At 63.5% G+C, this 19,773-nt stretch carries 8 protein-coding genes; 3 read left to right on the top strand and 5 right to left on the bottom strand.

The genetic code is table 11. The features are described from left to right. Positions 1–160: 160 nt before the first annotated feature. Entirely contained in the window at positions 161–1,909 is a 1,749-nt protein-coding gene (locus tag ACZ1JV_RS15235) for a ShlB/FhaC/HecB family hemolysin secretion/activation protein (RefSeq protein WP_465152199.1), read from the bottom strand. Beyond that, the gene (locus ACZ1JV_RS15230) at positions 1,906–12,960 is read right to left on the bottom strand and encodes a YDG domain-containing protein (RefSeq protein WP_465152198.1); all 11,055 of its coding nucleotides are present in this window, start codon (positions 12,958–12,960) and stop codon (positions 1,906–1,908) included. Before ACZ1JV_RS15230 ends, ACZ1JV_RS15235 begins: the two co-directional genes overlap by 4 nt. 646 nt (positions 12,961–13,606) lie before the next feature. Here ACZ1JV_RS15230 and ACZ1JV_RS15225 point away from each other — a divergent pair. The 3 genes from ACZ1JV_RS15225 to ACZ1JV_RS15215 all read left to right on the top strand — a co-directional run bounded on the left by ACZ1JV_RS15225 (position 13,607) and on the right by ACZ1JV_RS15215 (position 16,632). Beyond that, complete coding sequence (locus ACZ1JV_RS15225; RefSeq protein WP_465152197.1) at positions 13,607–14,812, top strand: phytanoyl-CoA dioxygenase family protein; 1,206 nt, start codon at positions 13,607–13,609, stop codon at positions 14,810–14,812. 56 nt (positions 14,813–14,868) lie between these two features. Continuing rightward, positions 14,869–15,534: a TetR/AcrR family transcriptional regulator gene (locus ACZ1JV_RS15220; RefSeq protein ID WP_465152196.1), complete on the top strand. Its 666-nt coding sequence runs from the start codon at positions 14,869–14,871 to the stop codon at positions 15,532–15,534. A 294-nt stretch (positions 15,535–15,828) separates the two neighbouring features. Then, positions 15,829–16,632, top strand: coding sequence for a sterol desaturase family protein (locus ACZ1JV_RS15215; RefSeq protein WP_465152580.1), 804 nt, complete (start codon positions 15,829–15,831; stop codon positions 16,630–16,632). Between the two features lie 63 nt (positions 16,633–16,695). On the opposite strand, the gene ACZ1JV_RS15210 is transcribed toward ACZ1JV_RS15215, so the two are convergent. The 3 genes from ACZ1JV_RS15210 to ACZ1JV_RS15200 form a co-directional block, all read right to left on the bottom strand. Further along, a complete protein-coding gene (locus ACZ1JV_RS15210; protein ID WP_465152195.1) occupies positions 16,696–18,717 on the bottom strand; it encodes a TonB-dependent receptor in 2,022 nt (673 codons plus the stop codon). 84 nt (positions 18,718–18,801) lie between these two features. Further along, positions 18,802–19,200, bottom strand: a complete 399-nt coding sequence (locus tag ACZ1JV_RS15205; RefSeq protein ID WP_465137933.1) for a hypothetical protein — start codon at positions 19,198–19,200, stop codon at positions 18,802–18,804. Then, the gene (locus ACZ1JV_RS15200) at positions 19,197–19,403 is read right to left on the bottom strand and encodes a hypothetical protein (RefSeq protein WP_465137932.1); all 207 of its coding nucleotides are present in this window, start codon (positions 19,401–19,403) and stop codon (positions 19,197–19,199) included. Before ACZ1JV_RS15200 ends, ACZ1JV_RS15205 begins: the two co-directional genes overlap by 4 nt. Between the last annotated feature and the right edge of the window lie 370 nt (positions 19,404–19,773).

Genomic DNA, 19,773 nt, shown 5'->3' with positions numbered 1-19,773 from the left:
CGCGAGGTTCGCGGCCGGGGCATCTGCCCAAGGCCGCGAACCTCGCTCCATCTAGGAAACGAAGCAGACCCGTCCTCTATCCACTGTCCACCGCGAACAGAGGCAATTCCATCGCAAGCTTTCGTCCGGCCGCGATTGGGCGCGGCCTGAACCGGGTAAATCAGAAGCCGACCGTGGCCATCACTGCCAGCCGGGTATCCTTGTCCTTGGCGAACGGCGCCTTTTGCAGTTGGCGGCCCAGATCGACCTCCAGATCGAGGTAGCGGCCCAGCGTATAGTGCACCTTGCCGCCAACACTGGCGAGTTCGGCATTCTTGGGCGAATCCGGGAAACGCCGACGCTGCCAGACCTTGCCGTAATCGACGAAGACACCGAACTGGATCTGGTCGGCAAAGTCCCCGCTGGACGCGATCAGATGGAAGGCCGGCGAATTGAGTTCGGTCTTCAGCAGCACGCCCTCGCTGCCCAAAGCGGCGTTGGGATCATAGCCGCGCACGCTGCCAAGGCCGCCGGCCGAAAGCTGCTCGCTATACGGCAGGTTGCTGGTGGCGAACTGCGCCATGCCGCGCACCACCCAGTTGATCCCGTGCGGGAAGTAGGTGGTGCGGGTGATCGAGATCCGGTCATAGGCATAAGTCGCCTTGGCATAAGGCACCAATTGCTGGAGATCGGCATCGGTATTGTGGTTGGTCAGCCCGCCGGGGGAGATCACGGTCTGGTTCTCCAGCACGGTCTGCCCATGGCGATCGTCGATGGTGCCGGTAAAGATCACCGGGAACTGGAACACTTCCACGGCGGTATCGAGCAGGCGGAAGCCCAGGAATTCAAGATTGCTGTCGGCCCGCTTGTAATCCATGCCGAACTGAATGCTGGTCCGCACCGTGCCGGGGCCCCGCATGTTGTGCACGAAGCGCCCGCTGACCTGGCCGGAATGGCCGGTACTGTCGAACAGGTCGGAAAAGTCCGGCTTCTGGGTGGAATAGGCCCCGAAGAAGATCAGCCGGTCATGCGGCGACAGCGGAATGACATCGCTGGCCGAATGCGAGGTATAGGCCCCCTCGAAACTGCGGGTGTACTGGTAGGACAGGATCTGCCCGGTCCCCAGCACATTGCCCCAGTTGAAACCCACGAACCATTCGTCGCGCCCCAGCGTGGGCACGCCCTGATTGTCATAGCCGCCATAGATGCGCACCGGGAACCTGTCCTTCGCCTGCAGCACAAGGTCGGTGGTTCCGGTCTCCTGCCCCGGCCGCACGACGCCGTCCACGGTCAGGAACGGGTTCTGGTTGTAATCGTCCAGCGCGCCGCGCAGGCGCGGCAGGGTCAGGACGTCCCCCGACTTCAGATCGCTCATGCCCTTGATCAGCGGGGTGGAGAAATGCCGGTTCCCGGTAACTTCGATGGCGCCCACGCGGAATTCGGTGACGACGATCTGCACCACGCCGCTCTGCACGTTCTGCGGCGGCGCGCCCACGTCCACGAACGGATGCTCGCCGGCCCGATAGCTGTTCTGGACGATGCGGATGATGGCGTTGAGGTCCCCGCGCGTCAGCGGGCGGCCGAGGTAGGGGCGCACTGCCGCATCGAAGGCAGGATTGGCCAGCATCGGCAGGCCGCGCACCTCCACGCCATTGCCCACGGCATCCGCTGCGATGCCTGCTGGCTGCAAGCCGCCGTTCACGAAGACCAGCCCACGCAGTTCCGGCAAGATCTGCGCGGCATCGTCGGGCGATGCGGTTTCCGGCGGCGGGGTGGGAACTTCGGGTGGCGGCTGGTTCGGTGGCTGCTTGGGCAGGCGTCGTTCGAAATCCTGCGCATGGGCCTGCTCCGGAGCAAGCCCCGGGCCCATCGCAAGCATTCCCATCCCGGCCGCGACCAGCGCGGCCTTCAGTTGTTCTGCCTTCATCATTCTCCCCCGACCGGCCCGCCTGCCGCGTTGCTTTCCGTCGCGGTCAACGGCCCGATTGGCGGAAGCGGCGGGTCATACTGGATCTGGATCTGCATGCTGCCTCCACCCCGGTTCAGGATCTGTTCGGCCGAATTGAGCACCGCGCTGCGCTTGCGGATGGTCCAGCCGTTTGCCGTCCGGTCCACGCCGCCCGCCTCAAGGATGCTCGGCATCGCCGCCATGCCCTGCGTATAGCCCTGATAGCGGGGGAAGACGCTGGGGTAGACTATGTAGAACCGCCCGAAAATTCCTCCAGCCACCTTGCCTTGCAGGTCCGGCAGATCGGGCAGGCACTCCACGATGGAGGCGCAAGGATAGGCATAGAGGATCGTGCCCGGCCCGGTGGCGACGCTGGACAGGTTGTAGTTGTCCAGCAGCGTGCCCTGGTTGGCCTGATAGTCGGACGGCGAAAGCCCCACGGTCACTTCATGCTGGCCGGGATCGGCCGAGGCGTACGTGCCGTGCGTCTGGGTGATGGTGGCGCCTTCACCGGGGACGAAGCCGGTGATCGTGTAATCGCCCGGCTTCAGCGTGGCGTCGGTATTGCCATCCTTCTGCTTGGTGGGATTGCCGGTGATGGAAACGGTGAGATCGGCCTTGGTGATGGTGCCGTCTCCCATCGCGCTGGTGGGCAAAATGTAATTGCTCAGCAGCGTGCCGGAATTGGCGACGAAGTCCGAACCGTCCAGCGCGGCGGTTTCGGTGTGCGCGCCGGCATTGGGGCCGTCATAGATCGCCGAAGTCTCGGTTACGCTTGCCCCCTGTCCGGCGACGAAGCCCGTCAGCACATAGTTCGCGCTGGTCAGCGTGGCGCGGCTGTTGCCGTCATAGGTCTTGGTGGGATTGCCGATGATGCTGGCCTGCAGCACCGCGCGATCGATCGTGCCCGCGCCGCTGGCCGTGGTCGGCAGGATGTAGTTCGACAGCAGCGTTCCCGAATTGGCCGTGAAATCGGCGGCGCCAAGGGCCGCCGTCACCGTCCGCGATCCGGCATTGGGGCTGTCGTAGAGGCCCGATGTCTGCGAGACCGCGGCCCCTTCGCCCGGCGCGAAGCCGGTCAACTGGTAGTTGCCGCCCGTCAGCGTTGCCGAGGTGGTGCTGTCGTAGGTCTTCGTCGGGTTGCCGATGATCGAGGCGGTCAACACCGCGCGGGTGATCGTTCCCGGCCCGAAGACGCGGGTGGGCAGAATGTAGTTGGACAGGAGCGTGGTGCCGGTGGGCGTGTAGTCGGACGGATCGAGCAGCGCCGTGATCAGGTGAAGGCCTACATCCTTGCCGGAATAGGTGCCCACGGTCTGCGTGATGATGGCGCCATCGTTGCCGACCCAGCCCGTCAGTTCGTAATTGGCGGGCGTTAGCGTGGCGACGGTGTTACCGTCATAGACCTTGGTGGGATTGCCGATGATCGCCCCGTCGATCGCGCGACCGTCCAGCGGACGCTGGTTGATCGTGCCTGCTCCGGATGCGCTGGTCGGCAGGACGTAGTTGGAGAGCAAGGTGCCGCTATCGGCCGTAAAATCGCCGCTGCCCAGGCCGGCGGTGACGGTGCGTGCGCCTGCATTGGGGCTGTCATAGGCCCCCACGGTCTGGGTGACAGTGGCGCCTTGCCCGCCGATGAAGCCGGTCAGCGTGTAATTGGCGCTGGTCAGCGTGGCGACGGTGGTGCCGTCATAGGTCTTGGTGGGATTGCCGACGATCGCGGCGGTCAGGATCGCCTGCATGATCGTGCCCAGCCCGCTGGCGCTGGTCGGCAGGATATAGTTGCTGAGCAGCGTGCCGCTGTTGGCGACGAAATCCCCACTGGCAAGGTTCGCCGTCACCGTGCGGATACCGGCATTGGGATCGCCATAGAGGCCGGCGGTCTGCGTGATCGTAGCCCCCTCTCCCGGCGCGAAGCCGAGAAGGCCGAAGTTGGCGCTCGTGAGCGTGGCCGTGGTGGTGCCGTCGTACGTCTTGGTGGGATTATTGATGATTGCCGCGATCAATTGCGCCTGCGTGATCGTGCCGACCCCGATGGCGCTGGTCGGCAGCACGTAGTTCGACAGCAGAGTGCCGCTGTTGGCCACGAAATCGCCGCTGGCGAGGCTTGCGGTGACGCCGTGCAGCCCGACATTGCGATCTGCGTAAGTGCCAAACGTCTGGGTAACGCTGGCCCCCTCACCCGCGATGAAGCCGGTGAGCGTGTAGTTGGCACTGGTCAGAGTGGCATTGGTGTTGCCGTCATAGACCTTGGTCGGATTGCCGACGATCGCCGCCAGCAACGTCGCCTGCGTGATCGTGCCCGCGCCGGTGGCGCTGGCGGGCAGCACGTAATTGGTCAGCAGCGTGCCGGAATTGGCCACGAAATCGGCGCTTCCCAACATCGCGGTAACCGTGCGCGCACCGGCATTGGCACTGTCGTAAGTGCCGGCGGTCTCGGTAATCGTAGCCCCATCGCTGCCGACGAAGCCGGTCAGGCTGTAGCTGGCGCTGGTCAGCACGGCGCTGGTGTTGCCGTCATAGACCTTGGTCGGGTTGTCGATGATGGTGGCGTTCAGCACCGCGCGCAGGATCAGCCCAAAGCCGCGCGCCTCGGTGGGCAGGATGTAGTTGGAAAGCAGCGTGCCGCTGTTCGCCACGAAGTCCCCGCTGCCCAGCGTGGAGACAACCGTCCGGATGCCGGCGTTGGGGGAAGTGGTGAAGCCTTCCGTCTTGGTGATGGTGGCGCCTTCGCCGGCGGCGAACCCGTCGATCGCAAAGTTCGCCGATGTCAGCGGCATCAGCAGGGTGCCGTCATAGGTCTTGGTGGGAACGCCGACGATCGAGGCCAAAAGCGCGGCCTGGGTGATCGTGCCGGTGCCGCTGGCCGTGGTCGGCAGGACGTAGTTGGATAGCAGGGTGCCCGAATTGGCCGTGAAATCCCCGCTGCCCAGCAGCGCCGAGACCGAGTGCGCCCCGGCATTGGGGCCGTCGTAAAGTCCGCGCGTCTGCGTCACCGCGGCGCCTTCACTGCCGATGAAGCCGGTCAGCTGGAAATTCGTGCCCGTCAGGAAAGCGATGGCGGTGCCGTCATAGACCTTGGTGGGGTTATTGACGATCGCGGCCGTCAGCACGGCCTGCGTGATCGTGCCCGCGCCGCTCGCCGTCGTCGGCAGGATATAGTTCGACAGCAGCGTGCCCGAACCGGCCGTGAAATTACCGCCGGCCAAAGCGGCCGTTACGGTGCGCGGTCCGGCATTGGCGCTGTCGTACAAGCCGGCCGTCTGCGTCACCGTCGCGCTATCACTGCCTATGAAGCCGATCAGCTGGTAATTGCCGCTGACAAGCGCGGCCGCAGTGTTGCCGTCGTAAACCTTGGTCGGGTTGTTGATGATGACGGCGGTAAGCGCCGCCTGGCCGATCGTGCCGGCGCCGCTGGCGCTGATCGGCAGGACATAGTTCGACAGCAGCGTGCCCGAATTGGCCGTAAAGTCCCCGCTGCCAAGGCTGGCGGTTACAGTGCGCGGTCCGGCATTGGCGCTATCGTAAAGGCCCGCGGTCTGCGTCACCGTCGCCCCCTCACCCGTGACGAAACCGGTGAGCTGGTAGTTGCCGCTAGCCAGCGTGGCATTGGCGTTGCCGTCATAGGTCTTGGTGGGATTGCCCACGATCGCCGCCGTCAGCACTGCCTGATCGATCGTGCCCGCGCCGCTGGCCGTGGTCGGCAGGATATAGTTCGACAGCAGCGTGCCCGAACCGGCCAGGAAATCGGTGTCGACAAGGCTGGCAGTGACCGTGCGCGGTCCGGCGTTGGCATTGTCGTAGAGCCCGGCCGTTTGCGTAACGGTGGCGCTTTCGCTGCCGATGAAGCCGGTCAGCTGGAAGTTGCCGCTTGTCAGCACGGCAGCGGTATTGCCGTCATAGGTCTTGGTGGGATCGCCGACGATCGCCGCCAGCAGGGTAGCCTGCGTGATCGTGCCACTGCCCGAAGCACCGGTCGCCAGAACATAGTTGTTGAGGTCCGTCCCCACGTTCGCAGCATAGTTGCTCGCCGCCAGCACGGCCGTGACGGTACGCGCCCCGGCGTTGGCGCTGTCATAGGCACCGACCGTCTGGTTGATCGTCGCCCCTTCCCCGCCCATGAAGCCGGTCAGCTGGTAATTGGTGCTGGCAAGGGTGGCAGCCGTGTTGCCGTCGTAAACCTTGGTGGGATTGCCGATGATCACCGCGTTCAGCGTAGCCGGCGTGATCACGCCGATGGGCTGAGCGGTGACGATGCTCGAAATGCTGTAGTTTCCGGCATCCGCGCCGCTGATCGCCAGCCCGTTCAGTGACACGTTGATGGTGTTGCCCACGTTCTTGTCGGCATAGGACCCCGAGATGCCGGTGGTATCGACGCTGACATCATCGCCCGCAACCACCCCGCCCAGCGTATAGGCGGAGGACAGCGTCGGCAGGTTGGTCGTGGCGTCGTAGACCTTGGTCACTCTGGCCAGTTGGATCAACAACTGGGTGATATCCGCGAACAGGCCGGTGGGCTGCTCCAGCACGTAATTGCCCAAAGTGTTGTTATCCAGCGTGTAGCCGGCCGCCGTCACCGGAATATTGGTGCCAACGTTCCTGGTCGCGAAAGTGCCGAACGCACCGGAGGAATTGAGCGCCACGGTATCGCCGCTGACGACATTGTTCAGTGCGGCGGCCGTGCTGTTCAGCGTGGCCGCGGTGGTGCCGTCATAAACCTTGTTGTTCGCCGTTACCCCGGAGACCGTCAGCAGGCGCGCCGTGATGGTGCCCTGACCGGTCGCACTGGTCGGCAGCACATAGTTCGACAGCAGCGTGCCCGAATTGGCCGTGAAGTCGGTATCGAGCAGCCCGGTCGTTACGGTCAGCGCATCGACGTTCGGGCTGTTGTACGTGCCCGTCGTCTTGGTGACGGTGGCACCCTCACCCGTCACGAAGCCGGTCAGCTGGAAGTTGCCGCTGGTCAGCGTGGCATCGGTGGTGCCGTCATAGACCTTGGTGGGATTGCCGATTATCGCAGCGCTCAGAATGGCCTGCGTGATCGTGCCGATAGTGGCGCCGGTTACCGGCTGAACGAAGTAATTGCCCGCCTGCGCGCCGGAGAGGCCAAGGCTGCTGACCGTCACCGGCTTGCCTGTGCCCACGTTCGGATTGCCGCCGTCATATTGACCCACGGCAGCGCCGGCATTGGCCGTGACATCGTCGCCCGCAAGAATGCCGCCAAAGGTATAGCCGGTGGAGGCGGTGGGCAGCACGACGGTGCCGTCATAGACCTTGGTGACCGAGAGCAATGATATGCCCAGCGGGGTGATCGTCGCCTGCAAGCCCTGCGGCTGAACCAATGTGTAGTTCGCCGCATCGGTGCCGGAAATGGAATAGGCGGTCGTCAGCACGTTCCAGGTGCCCGCGTTGGGCGTGGGATTGCCCGAACCGTCCACGAAAGTCCCCGTGGTGGCGTTGGCCAGAACCACGTTGTCGCCGGAATACAAACCGCTCAGCGTCGTGCCGCTGTTGTTGATCTGGGCGATCGAGTTCTGGTCGTACGTCTTGTTCTGCGCCAGCGCGCCGATCACGTTCAGCGTCGCCGGGGTGATCGTGCCGATCGCTTCATTCGTGACGCTGGAAGCGATCGTATAGTTGGCCGCATCCGCGCCGCTGATGGCAAGCCCGGTCAGCGTCACCAGCTTGCCGGTGCCGACGTTCTTGTTGTCATAGGCGCCGGTTATGCCGCCGGCCTCTACATTCACGGTATCGCCCGCGACGACGCCGGACAGAGTGTAGGCGCTGCCCACGGTGGGCAGATTGACGGTGGAATCGTAAACCTTGGTGACGGAGGCAAGCCGCAGCGTCGCCTCGGTAATGTCCGCCGCAAGGCCGGTCGGCTGCAGCACGATGTAGTTGGGCGCGTCCGTTCCCGATGTCGTGTAGCCGGTCGCCGTAACCGGAATGTTCACGCCCACATTCTTGGTGGCGAACTGACCGGTCGCGCCAGTGGAGACGAGGGTGACGGTATCACCGGCGAACACGCCGGAAAGCGAGCCGCCCGAGCTGTTGAGCGTCGCCAGCGTCGTTCCGTCATAGACTTTGTCGTTGGCGGTGATGCCGATCACCTGCAGCGTCGCCTGCGTGATCGTGCCAAGACCGCTTGCGCTGGTAGGCAGCACGTAATTGGCCAGGGTCGTACCCGCCCCTGCCGTGAAATCGCCCGCGCCGAGCGTGGCCGTTACCGTGCGGGAACCCACGTTCTTGCTGTCGTACGTGCCCACCGTCTGCGTGACGTCGGCGCTTTCGCCGGATACGAAGCCGCTCAGCTGGAAATTGGCAGGCGTCAGCGTGGCGGCGGTGGTGGCGTCGTAGACCTTGGTGGGATTGCCCACGATCGCCGCGCTCAGCATGGCCTGCGTGATCGTACCGGGGCCGGAAATGCTGGTGGGCAGTACGTAGTTGGACAGCAATGTCCCGGCGTTGGCCGTAAAGTCGGATACGACCACCGTGGCGGTTACCGTCCGCGCGCCGGCATTCGGGCTGTCATAGGCGGCACCGGCCGACTGGGTGAGCGCGCCGCCCTCTCCCGCAACGAAGCCGGAAATCTGGTAGTTCGCCGCCGTCAGCGAAACCTGCGTGGTGCCGTCATAAGTCTTGGTGGGATTGCCGATAATGCTGCCGGTCAGTGGCAGCGGGTTGATGTCCGCCGTCAGGCCCGAAGGCTGCGACAGCGAGTAATTGCCTGCCTGCGCGCCGGAAATGGCATAGCCGCCGACATCGACGCGCAAGTCGGTGCCCACGTTCACCTGACGGAAAGCGGCTGACGATCCAGAGCCGCTCAGCACCACATCGTCGCCCGAAAGCACGCCGGTCAGCGTGGCGGTGCCAGACAGCGTGGCGGCGGCGGTCCCGTCGTAGAACTTGTCCAGCGCCGTCAGGTTGGCGATGGTGAGGCCGCGCGGCGTGATGTTGGCGGTAAGCCCGGTCGGCTGGGACAGCTGGTAATTGGCAATGTCCGTGCCGGTCACCGTATAGCCCGAAACGATGACCGATATGCCGTTGCCGACATTCGGCGTCACGAAATTGCCGGTGGAGGCGCTGGGATCCAGCGTAACGTCGTCCCCGCTGACAAGGCCGAACAGGGACGGCGTTCCGGCAAGCTGTGCCAGCGTGGTCTGATCGTAGACCTTGTTCTGCGCGGTCATGCCCAGAATCACCAGCGGCGCGGGCGTTATCGTGCCCGGCCCGGCTGCATCCACGGGCAGGACATAGTTGGTCAGCAGCGTATTGGCACCCGCCGTGAAGACCGACGTACCCGGCAGCGCGGCGGTGACCACGCGGCTGCCGGCGTTGCGGCTATCGAAATCACCGGTGCCCACGCCGGTTACGGTCATGGATTCGCCCGCGACAAGGCCGGAAATCTCGAAGTTGGCCGATGTCAGGCCGACACGCGTGGCCCCGTTGTAGACGCGGGTGGGGTTGCCGATGATCGTGGCCGTAAGCGGCGCGCGCAGGATCGTGCCGATGCCCGTCGCTTCGGTGGGCAGCGTGTAGTTGTCCAGATTGGTGTTGGGGTAGGGATCGAAATCGGTGGGTGCCAGTTGGGCGGTCACCGTCCGCAGTCCGGCATCCTTGTTGCCGTAGACGCCCACCGTCTGCGTGATTGTCGCGCCTTCGCCGGTGATGAAGCCGCTCAGCGTGTAATCCGACGGTGTCAGCGTAGCGACGGTGTTGCCGTCATAGACCTTGGTGGGATTGCCGGTGATGTCGACATTGATGACGCCCGGCCCAAGGTTGCGCCGGATGATCGTGCCCAGCCCGGTGACGGGCGAAGGGATGATATAGTTCGACATCAACGTGTTCGAATTGGGATCGAAATTGCTGACGGTCAGATCGGCCGAAACCGTCCAGATGCCGGCGTTGGAAGACGCGTAAGTCCCCTGCGTCTGGTTGATCGTGGCTCCTTCGCCCGTGACGAAGCCGTCCACGAAGAAGTTGGATGGGCCGAGCGAGGCATTGGCATTGCCGTCGTAAACCTTGGTCGGATTGCCGACGATGACGATGGTCAGCGGCGCGGGCGTGATCTCGCCCTGGATCGTGCCGACGGTGGGCAGGATGTAGTTCGACAGCAGCGTGTTCGGCCCGGCCACATAGTCCGACGGGTTGAGGGCCACGTTGATGTCCCAGATGCCGACGTTCTTGGACGCGTAATTGAGCCCGGACGCCTGCGTAACGCCGATGGATTCGCCAGCCACGACGTTGCCGAACGCAACCTGATCGCTGGAGACGATCGCATTGGTGGTGCCGTCATAGAGCTTGGTCGGCATTCCGCTGCCGGTGAGCGTCAACGGCCGGGGCGTGATCGCCGCGGTGAGCGAGGACGAGAAGCTGAGGTTGTAGTTGCCCGCGTCGGTGCCGCTCAGCACAATCCCGCTGATGGTCACGGGAATGTTTTGCCCCACGTCCTTCTGCGCGAAGGCAATCTGCGCGCCGGGCGTGGATACAGGCTCCACGAAATCACCTGAATAAAGCCCGGAAACCTGCAGACCCGCCGTGTTCACGGCCGCGAAAAAGGTGCCGTCATAGACCTTGTCGTTCGCGGTGATCCCGGTCACGACCAGTGGTGCCACGGTGATGTTGGCGGAAAGCCCACTGGGCTGCGCAACCACGTAGTTGCCTGCAGCCGCGCCGCTTAGCGTGATACCGGCGGCGGTAACCGGGATGTTCGTCCCCACGTTCTTGGTCGCGAAGACACCGGTCGCACCCGAAAAGTTCAGCGTGACGTCGTCGCTGCCCACCACACCGAAGATCGAGGCCGACGAGGTATCGATCTGGGCGACGGTGGTGCTGTCGTAAACCTTGTCCTGCGCGACGATGCCGCTGATCAGGATGGAGGCCGGATCGATCGTGCCCGCGCCGGTTGCGGCTGTCGGCAGGATATAGTTGGAAAGGCTGGTCCCCGCCCCCGCGCTGAAGTTGGGTGTCGTGAAGGTTGCATTGACGGTCCGCGCGCCGGCATTGGGCGAATCGTAGGCCGCCGTCGCCGCATTGCCCACGGTGATGGTTTCACCGGCGGCTACGCCCGTCAGTTGGAAATTCCCCGATGTCAGCGAGACGGCCGTGGTGGCGTTGTAGGTCTTGGTGGGATTGCCGATGATCGCCGCGGTCAGCGCCATCGGGTTTATCGTACCGACCGTGTCGGTCACGCTGGGTGTCGTTACGGTATAGCCAAAGACCGGGATGCCGTTGTGCGTCGCCTGGAAATTGGTTGCGGTTACGGCAATGCCGGTGCCGGCGTTCTTGTCGGCATAGGTGCCGTCCAGCGTCCACGGATCGCTGTTGATGATGCCCGTCATGGTGACGTTGCTGTCGTTCAGCGTGGCCGTGGTGGTGCCATCGTAATCCTTGATCACCGGCCCCAAAGTAAAGCTCACACTGGGCGCCACGCGGTAGAACCGGCCATTTCCGGGGGCGGGGAAAGCCGTTACGTTGTTGTAATCATAGGCGTAATAGTCCGGCGTCAGGCCGCCATCGTTATCCGCGGCGGGATCGTTCGAAGCGACGAACCAATTCCCGCCGCTGGAGGTAAGCGCACTCGCCCCCGCATTGTTGATGAACGTGCCCGTTTCCAGGCCAATATTGCCCGTCGCGCTGATCGAGCTTCCGGCCGCCAAAGTAAGCGTTCCCGACACCAGAAACAGGCTCTGCGCCACCGAAATCGGCGCACTGACGGTAACGTCCCGCCCCGCGTCGATCTCCAGTTCGCCCGCGCCGGAGATCATCTGGCCGACGATGACGTCGCGATAGGCATTCAGCGTCAGGTTGCCGCTGCCGGTCCAGACGATCGGTGCGGCAACGGTGATGTCCCCTACGCCGCCGGTGCCGCCGGCCGTGGTCTGCTGGGTGACGTTGGAATTGGCGTTCAGCGCGGCAACGATCGTCGATGCCGCAGTGGCATCGATAAGCAGGTCATCCGGGTCGATCAGCCAGGTGCCGCCGGTTCCTGCCGAAATGCTGGCCGCGCCAACGTCGAAGCTATGGCCGGACGTTTCGATCAGGCCGCCACCCTGGGCGCCGCCCGCCGAAATCCGGGCGCCATCGGCAATCACTGTGGACTGGGCGAGGTCGGCCCCGCTGGCATAGCCCGAAGTGCCGACCAGCACTTCGCCCCCGCTGGTTCCGGTCGCCCGAATATCGGCGCTTCCGGCAAGGTGGACTTGCGCACCATTGACGCCGACCGTGCCGCCGGTGCCATCCGCGCGAGTAGCCGCAAGCGTTCCGCCGACCTCCACCGTTCCGGAGGGCGCCGTCAGCCAGAGCTGTCCGTCGACAGTCGCCGTACCGGTGGCTTTCACCAGCCCGTCGCGATTGCCCGCCAGCGCGAAGATATTGCCGTTTGCCGCCTTCAGCGCGGCTGCAGCGGCTTCGATCCGGCCGGTCTGGGTGATGTCGCCTCCGCCGGCGCCGTAGGATACGTAGATGCCATCGGCCTTGCCATCGGTGGTCGCCAGCAGCACGTCATCGGCCGCCGCCAGTGTCACCCGGCCTTGCGCGGCGCTGATCAGGCCGCTGTTGGCGACCGAGCGCGCGATCAGCACCACGCTGCCGTTCTCGGCGCTGATGGTGCCCTGGTTCTCGATGTTGCCCGCCGAGTGGCCGGTGGCTCGCATAGCCCCGCCGGCCATGAACGCTGCGGAATCGATCTGGCGGGTCGATGCGACGAAGTTGCCGCCGGTCAGCACTTTGCCGCCCGGGCCCACGATCATCCCGTTGGGATTCATCAGATAGACCGAGCCAGTTGCCGAAAGCGCGCCGTCGATCCGCGAAAGCTGCCCGCCCATGACGCGATTCAGCGTCGCACCGGCCGCATTGTTGATCTGTACGGTGCGATCCGCCCCGATCGAGAAGTCCGTCCAGTCGATCACCGCGCGCGTCGATCCCTGCGCGATCGTCATGGTGGTGCCGGACGTGGTGATCGTGCCCGATCCGCCGGCAAATACCCCGCCGCTCGGAAGGGTCGCCGTTTGCGCCAGGCAGGGTGTTGCCAAGGAGAACAGCAATGGTGCCGCCATCATTGCGACAGGCCAGCGGCATCCTGCGGACGGCAAACGCAGGCCGCCACGGTGGCGGGGCGGAACCGCCCCAAGCGTCGTCGTGCTCAGCATCGCAGGGCGAATACGTGCAGATCGCATAATTAAGACCTCGCTGCCCGCCGCCGGACTCGCAGATCCCAGAGAGAAGACATAGAGGTTTCCGCGTAATGTCAATACTTAACACGACGCAGAGCATCATTCTGTCGATTCATAGAATGTGCAAAATTCAACATATAACCATTGCATCTCGACTTCCAGATCAACTAATTTTGTTGATTTTCGGTCCACACGCCATGCCGTTGTTCTTTCGATCGAGGCATCGATCCGGCGAAAAATGACGCGAGGCCACATCTTGCGATCCGCCGTTGCCGGACTGACGAAACAGGCTTGCCGCGGCTCTTGCATACCTTGGCGACTCCCCCTTTCAAGGCGCCCACGACCGAATGCAGGCAGTGCTTCGGCCGTCCCTCGCACACCCACTGCCCGCATATCCCGTCGCTCTTGCGGGAAGCATCGCGACTCATTATGCTACGTATCGTACATTTTAACTACCGCCTCCAAGAGAAGAGGCGATCTCCACCTAAAAAGCGGGACTGATGCCATGACGTTCAAACTGGATCGGCGCACAAGGCGGGACGAAGACCGACGCGAAAGCGTATCCCCGCAGAATTTCTTCGCGGACGAGCTGCCCGCCCGGCTCGCCCTTCATGGCGCGATCGCTGGCACAGCCGCCGCGCACTTTGCGGTAAAGCCGCTGACCATCAAAACGCCGGACGGAGTCTGGTCGCTCGCCCCCGATGGACATGAAATCGCGATCGTGCCGGGGCCGATCGAGGACGCGCTGACGGTGACCCTTTCCGATGGCCAGTTCACCGACTGGGTCCAGAACCAGTTGACGTTCAACGGCATGATGGTCGCCCGTGACTTCACCTTTCGGGGCGGAACGCTGCGCGACGTTTCGATCTGGGATTCGCTGTGGATCGCCATTCTGGAAGGCTGGCCGGTCGTCGATCCCACGCTGACGTTCCGCGATGCCACAGGCCAGCCCATGGACCTGCACCGCGCCTTCACCCCGGATGACGACGCGAAAGAGATCGCCCACTTCCTGCGAGAGGCCGGGTTCGTTCACTTGCGGGGCTGGATCGATCCCGATCTTGTCACGGCGATCTCGCAAGAGATGGATGCCGCACGCGAAGACTATGTCGAAGGCGACGGCAAATCATGGTGGGCGGAAACGGCGGACGGCGCGCGGGTGTGCGTGCGCCTTCAGGAATTCGTCGAAAGATCGCCTTCCACCGCGACCCTGCTGGGCGGCGAGACCTGGGAACGGCTGATCAGCATTCTGGAAGGCAACGAGGAACTGGCCCGAAAGCCGGTGGAAGGCCGGATTATCGAGGCGCTGTTCAAACCCGTCGGCATTGTGTCGGGACCATCGGACCTGCCGTTCCACCGCGATTGCCACCTGGGACGGCACAGTTACGCTTGCGCGCGAATGACCGTCGGCATTGCCGTAACCCCTTCGAACGAAAGCAATGGGCAATTGCGGGTGATCGCCGGTTCTCACCGCCTCGCCATGCCGGTGGAGATCGCGAAGACGGAGCCCTACCTGCCGCGCGTTGCGCTTTCCACCGAACCTGGCGATCTGACAGTGCACCTGTCCTGCACGCTCCACGAAGCGACGGCGCCGGTCTCGTCCGAGCGGCGCGTAATGTACACCGAAATCCCGCTCGCCGGCCGCCCGATCGACACCTCGGTGGGCGAACTGCGCGAACGGGTGAACGATCTGCTTCGCGAGGCAGGGACTTAAACTTGCCGCTTGAAGCCGGTTCGCTATGGGAAAGCACCGGCCACAGGAAAAAATGTGTGACACCAGCAGAAGCGCGCGACACCGCCCCCCGCAAGGATCAGCGGCCGACCGGACGGGGACGCCCTTCCCGCGAACAATCTGCGGCGATTACCGAAGCGATCATCGATGCCGCGGCGGAAATGTTTCTGGCAGACGGGTTTGACGGAACCGCGATGGAGTCCATCGCGGCAGCCGTCCATATCCCCAAGACGACACTGTACAAGCGCTATCCCGACAAGATGGCGCTGCTCCATGCAGTGCTGCAGGATCGCGTCGCCCGGTGGTCGCGGATAACCACGCCGGAGACGGAGAAGCTGGAACCGGATCTGCGCAAGCGGTTGATCCACCATACGGCAACTCTGTTCGAATGGACCACGAAACCCGAAATCCGGGTCTACAGGCGCCTGATACTCAGCGCTGCGGGTCGCGGCCCATCCGAAATGAGTGCCGAGTTCTTCGGCTATCGGGAAATGGTGGACCTGATCGCGGGGGATATCCTCACTTACGGCCCCGCCGCAGGAATACATGCAAAGGATCCGGAAGCGATCGCGCAGGTGGTCATGTCGACGATTTCGGGATGGCGGGATATCCGCGGCCCTGCGGCGCCGCTCAGCCGGACAGAGGCGCATTCCCAAGCGGAATATATCATCGACCTTCTGCTGAGCGGTTCGCGGGCTTGGTAGTGCCCGCATCAAAGGACCAACCAATTCGCGCTAGCCGAGTGACGATCCACGATGCGTGAAACGTCAAGTGATTAAGATAAAGGTATTTTTAAAGACGCCGAGGCACCGTAACGTAATTCCACTTGCCGGCCATTCGCCTCCTGCCACCTCGCTCTCCACGCAGCCGTCACAGCGGCCGACCAAGGAGACAAGAGATGACCGCCACCCAGTTCCGCCCCATCGCCCTTGCAGGCCTACTGGCCGTCAGCGCACACATCGTCGCCTTCGCGATCGCGCTTTCGTGATCGACGCGTGATGTTCAAGCCTTTCATCAGCGGTGAACATGCCCTTACGCTCTGGCTCTGGGCATTCGTGGCGGCAGGAATTGCCGCGGGCGTACTGTCCGGCTTCTTCAAGGCCAGAAAGATTCAGCCACGCGGATTCAAGCTCAAGACCTTCCGCAACGAGGCGATCGTCGCCGTCATCACTCTGGCCATTTCCGGCAAGATCATCGGATCGGCAAGCGCGTGGCTTTCTGCCCATGGGTGGATCGCGTTTCATCGCGAACCCGCCGCCTGGTGGACCATCGCACTGGAATTCGGGGCCTATTTCCTGCTGTTCGATACCTATTTCTATTGGCTCCACCGGGCCATGCACAAGGAACCGTTCTACAGCTGGGTCCACAAGCTGCATCACAAGTCCACCTCGCCCAACCTGCTGACGACGCTTTCGGTCAACCCGCTGGAATCGATGATCAATGGCGGTTTCGTTCCGCTCTTTCTTTCGGTCTTCACGGTTCACGAAGCGACGATGGCGCTGATCCTGCCCACCAACATCATCATGGGCCTCTACGTCCATTCGGGTTACGAGTTCCTGCCCCGCTGGTGGAACCGCAGCTGGGCAACGAAGTGGTTCATCACCGCCACCTTCCATGACCAGCATCATCGTTACTTCAACGGCAACTACGGCGGGTACACCACGATCTGGGACTATCTGTGCGGCACAGTGCGCAAGAAATACGAAAGCGATTTCGTAGCGGTGAAGGATCGTGCGGCTGCCCCAGGGCGCGGCGCAATGCCTACACCCACAGAGGGATTGGCAGCCGAAGCGGCGGAATAACGCGGAAACAGGCAGGTTGGCCGCCCCTCCAGCAAGGAACAGCGGCCAACCTGCAACCTGTCGTCAGGGCATGGCCAGCTTGACGACGAAGCGGACGTTGCGGCCCGGCATGACCACGTCGTCCCTGTTGAGAGCGGCCGCGTCGCGCTGCACATCGTTCGTCAGGTTCTGGCCGACTACGGCGAATTCGATGCCCTGATGGTCCGTGAACGGACGCCATGCGATCTGCGCGCCAAGGTCGTAGTAGCTGGGCGTCGCCGTATCGAATTCGCCGAACTTGTCCTGACGCCCCACGTACTTGAGCATCATTCCGGCATCGAGACGCTTGCTCGTCCAGTCGAATCCGGCGCCGATCCGGTAAGGCGGGATGCGCGGCACGTTGCTGCTGTCATCCAGCGTGGCGCGCACATAGTCCGCCATGGTCTTGAACGTGAAGGTGCCCGAAGCGTCATCGACGATATCGTAACTGGCCTGCCCTTCCACGCCGCGGAAGTGCGCATCCTGCTGGCGATAGAACAGCTCCTTCAGTTCGCCGCCGTCGCCATCCGCGCAGACGCCGTCATCGTCGCAAGTTCTTCCGGTCAGGTCGCCGTAGATGAAGTTGTTGAACCAGGTGCTGTAGACGCTGCCTTCGAACCGGAAACGGCCGCTGTGAACGCGAAGGCTGGCTTCCAGCGAATTGGCGCGTTCGATCTTCAGGTTCGGATCGCCCGTTTCGTAAGTGTTCGGACCGTCGTGCCCGCCACGCGCGAAGAGTTCGGTCTGCGCGGGTGCGCGGCCGGTGCTGGAGAAAGTGAGGCCCAGCTTGATCGCGTCCGATGCCGTCCACAGCGCGCCGATTGCCCCGCTGACCGGCGTGAACGAAGTGCTGGTATGGATATCGTCGGCAGGCGTTCCGGTCACGTCGACATGCTCGATACGGCCGCTGGCCTGAAGCTTGATGGCGTCCGTCACCGGCAGTTCGGTGAACAGGTATCCCGCCTCGTTCTCGGTTCTGGTCGGGAAGAGGTAGGCAGCATCATCGCCGATCGCGGAGAACTTGCGATGGCCATACTCGAAACCGAGCGCCGTGTTTGACAGCGGCCCGATCGGCCCCAGCTTCAGTTCGGCGCGGCCGTCGAATTCCTTGTTCTTGAACGTGGTGTCGACGGTGCCGTCCTGCTCCACTTCGCTGTGCTGGTAATCGACATAGCCCGCATCGACGGTGAGCGAGCGGAGCAGGCCATCGCCAAGGTCGAAGACGTTGCGCGTCAAATACTTGGTCTGCTTCATGACGATATGGGTATCGTCGCTGGGGATGCCGTAGCTGGCGTTGTACTGGTCGATGGCGCCGCCGACATGGCTGTCGCCGAAGAAGTAGGACAGGCCGCCGGATGCACCGTGGCCATGGAACCACGAGTTGTCCTGCGTACCCAGCGGGGTGTCGTAGTCGTCGGCATGGCGATAGAAGGCATCGGCGTGAATGGCGAAATTGCCCACCCGCGCGTCTACCAGGCCCGAAGTCTCGGCCACATTCGCTGCGGTGCTGTAGCCGCCAGTCAGTTCGCCGGTAACCGGCGCATCGGGCAACGTCATCGGCACGCGATTGTTAAGGACGTTGACCACGCCGCCGATCGCCTGGCTGCCGTAGCGCAGCGTGCCCGCGCCGCGCACCACTTCGATGTCGCGAGCGGCCAGCGGGTCGATGGGGACACCGTGATCGGGGCCGATGTCGGAAACGTCGGCGCTGCTGATGCCGTCCTCAAGGATGCGCACGCGCGTTGAATCCATGCCGCGAATGATCGGTCTGCTGGCGCCGGCGGCAAAGCCGGTGGCAGAAATGCCGGGGACGTCCTTCAGCGAATCCGCGATGCTGGCGCCGCCCGTCAGCAGCACTTCCTGCCGCCCGACCTTGGCGGCGATCGCCGGCGTATCGTCGATACGGGAATCGAACGGCGATGCCGTCACGACAATCTGCGTGGGCGCCTTGGTGGAGGCACTGGCCTTGGCATTCGCCGGTGGAGCATCCGCATCGGCGGTCTGCGCGGTGGCGAGCGAGGGTGCGATAGCGGCAACGGCCGCCCCCGCGAGAAGGAGGGTACGCATGATATTGGCTCCGTGAACCTTGTGTCGACCGGGCGCGACCGTGCCCGCCATCGACGTTCGAAATTGGCTATGATTGGTAGGGGTTCAGGCGGAGAAAGCGGGCGGGCCACGTATGCGGAAGCGGGTGATCGGCACCGGCCGGGACAAGGCGGCCGGCATCCTGCGAACCACTATGTCCGGGTATTGCGAAACCGTTGCCAATTCCGGCGCATTGGGCGTGACATAGTGCCCGAAGAACGTGTCCTCCTGGCAGAGCGGGCACGTGGCATCATCATGGCCGGCGCCACGGTGCGGTGTGGTAAGGTGCCGTGCATCGCTGCGAAATGCCCAGGCCGCACGGCCATGCTCGATCGCGTGGATGCGTACGGCCTCACCCTGCCCCAGCAGCAAGGCCATGAGCAGCAGAACAGTGGAAGAGGCAAGGACACGCAGCCGCGAAAGCAGCCTTGCGTTCCGCCATGGACGGGCGGAACTGCGCGTCACCGGCTATCGACCCGGCGGCATTTCAGCCAATGATCCAGAGCGTCGATCACAAGGTGCCCCATCACGGAATCCGGCGCGGCGCCCCGGAATGCGCGCGCTTCGCCGTCAGCTTTGCGATAGGCGTACAGCGCCTCGATACGCGACTGTGCCCCGGCGCCACGTTCGATAATCAGTTCGATCTCGCCAGGACCCCGGTTCGACATTCGGTAATGACATTCGCTAGTGAAGACGGCGGCCGCTATACCCCGTAACAGTGATGATACAACATTTCATTTTCGTAATGTTTCGCCAGCGAGGCCGTCACAAGTACCTGATTCGGGGCGCGGATTCGGCCCCCGGATTCGGGTTGGCCGCGTGATCGCGCCGCAGCAAAGCTTCCGGCTGGTCGACCGCACCATCGCATAACTGTGGCACTTTTGTCGCACATTTTAGACAATCCGTGCGGATATGCGGCGCGGCGACGATGAAATGTTGTACCATCACAAAAGGGCCGTAGGTGTGGTCGCACCATTCGCCGTGACCTGCTCTGCGCGGTAGCGAATTGAGATGTTACAACATTCAGTACAAGGTTTC

This window comes from Novosphingobium sp. BL-S-19, from assembly GCF_055521675.1.
Note: the sequence above shows the minus strand (reverse complement) of the source record. Positions and strands in the feature narration are given on the sequence as shown.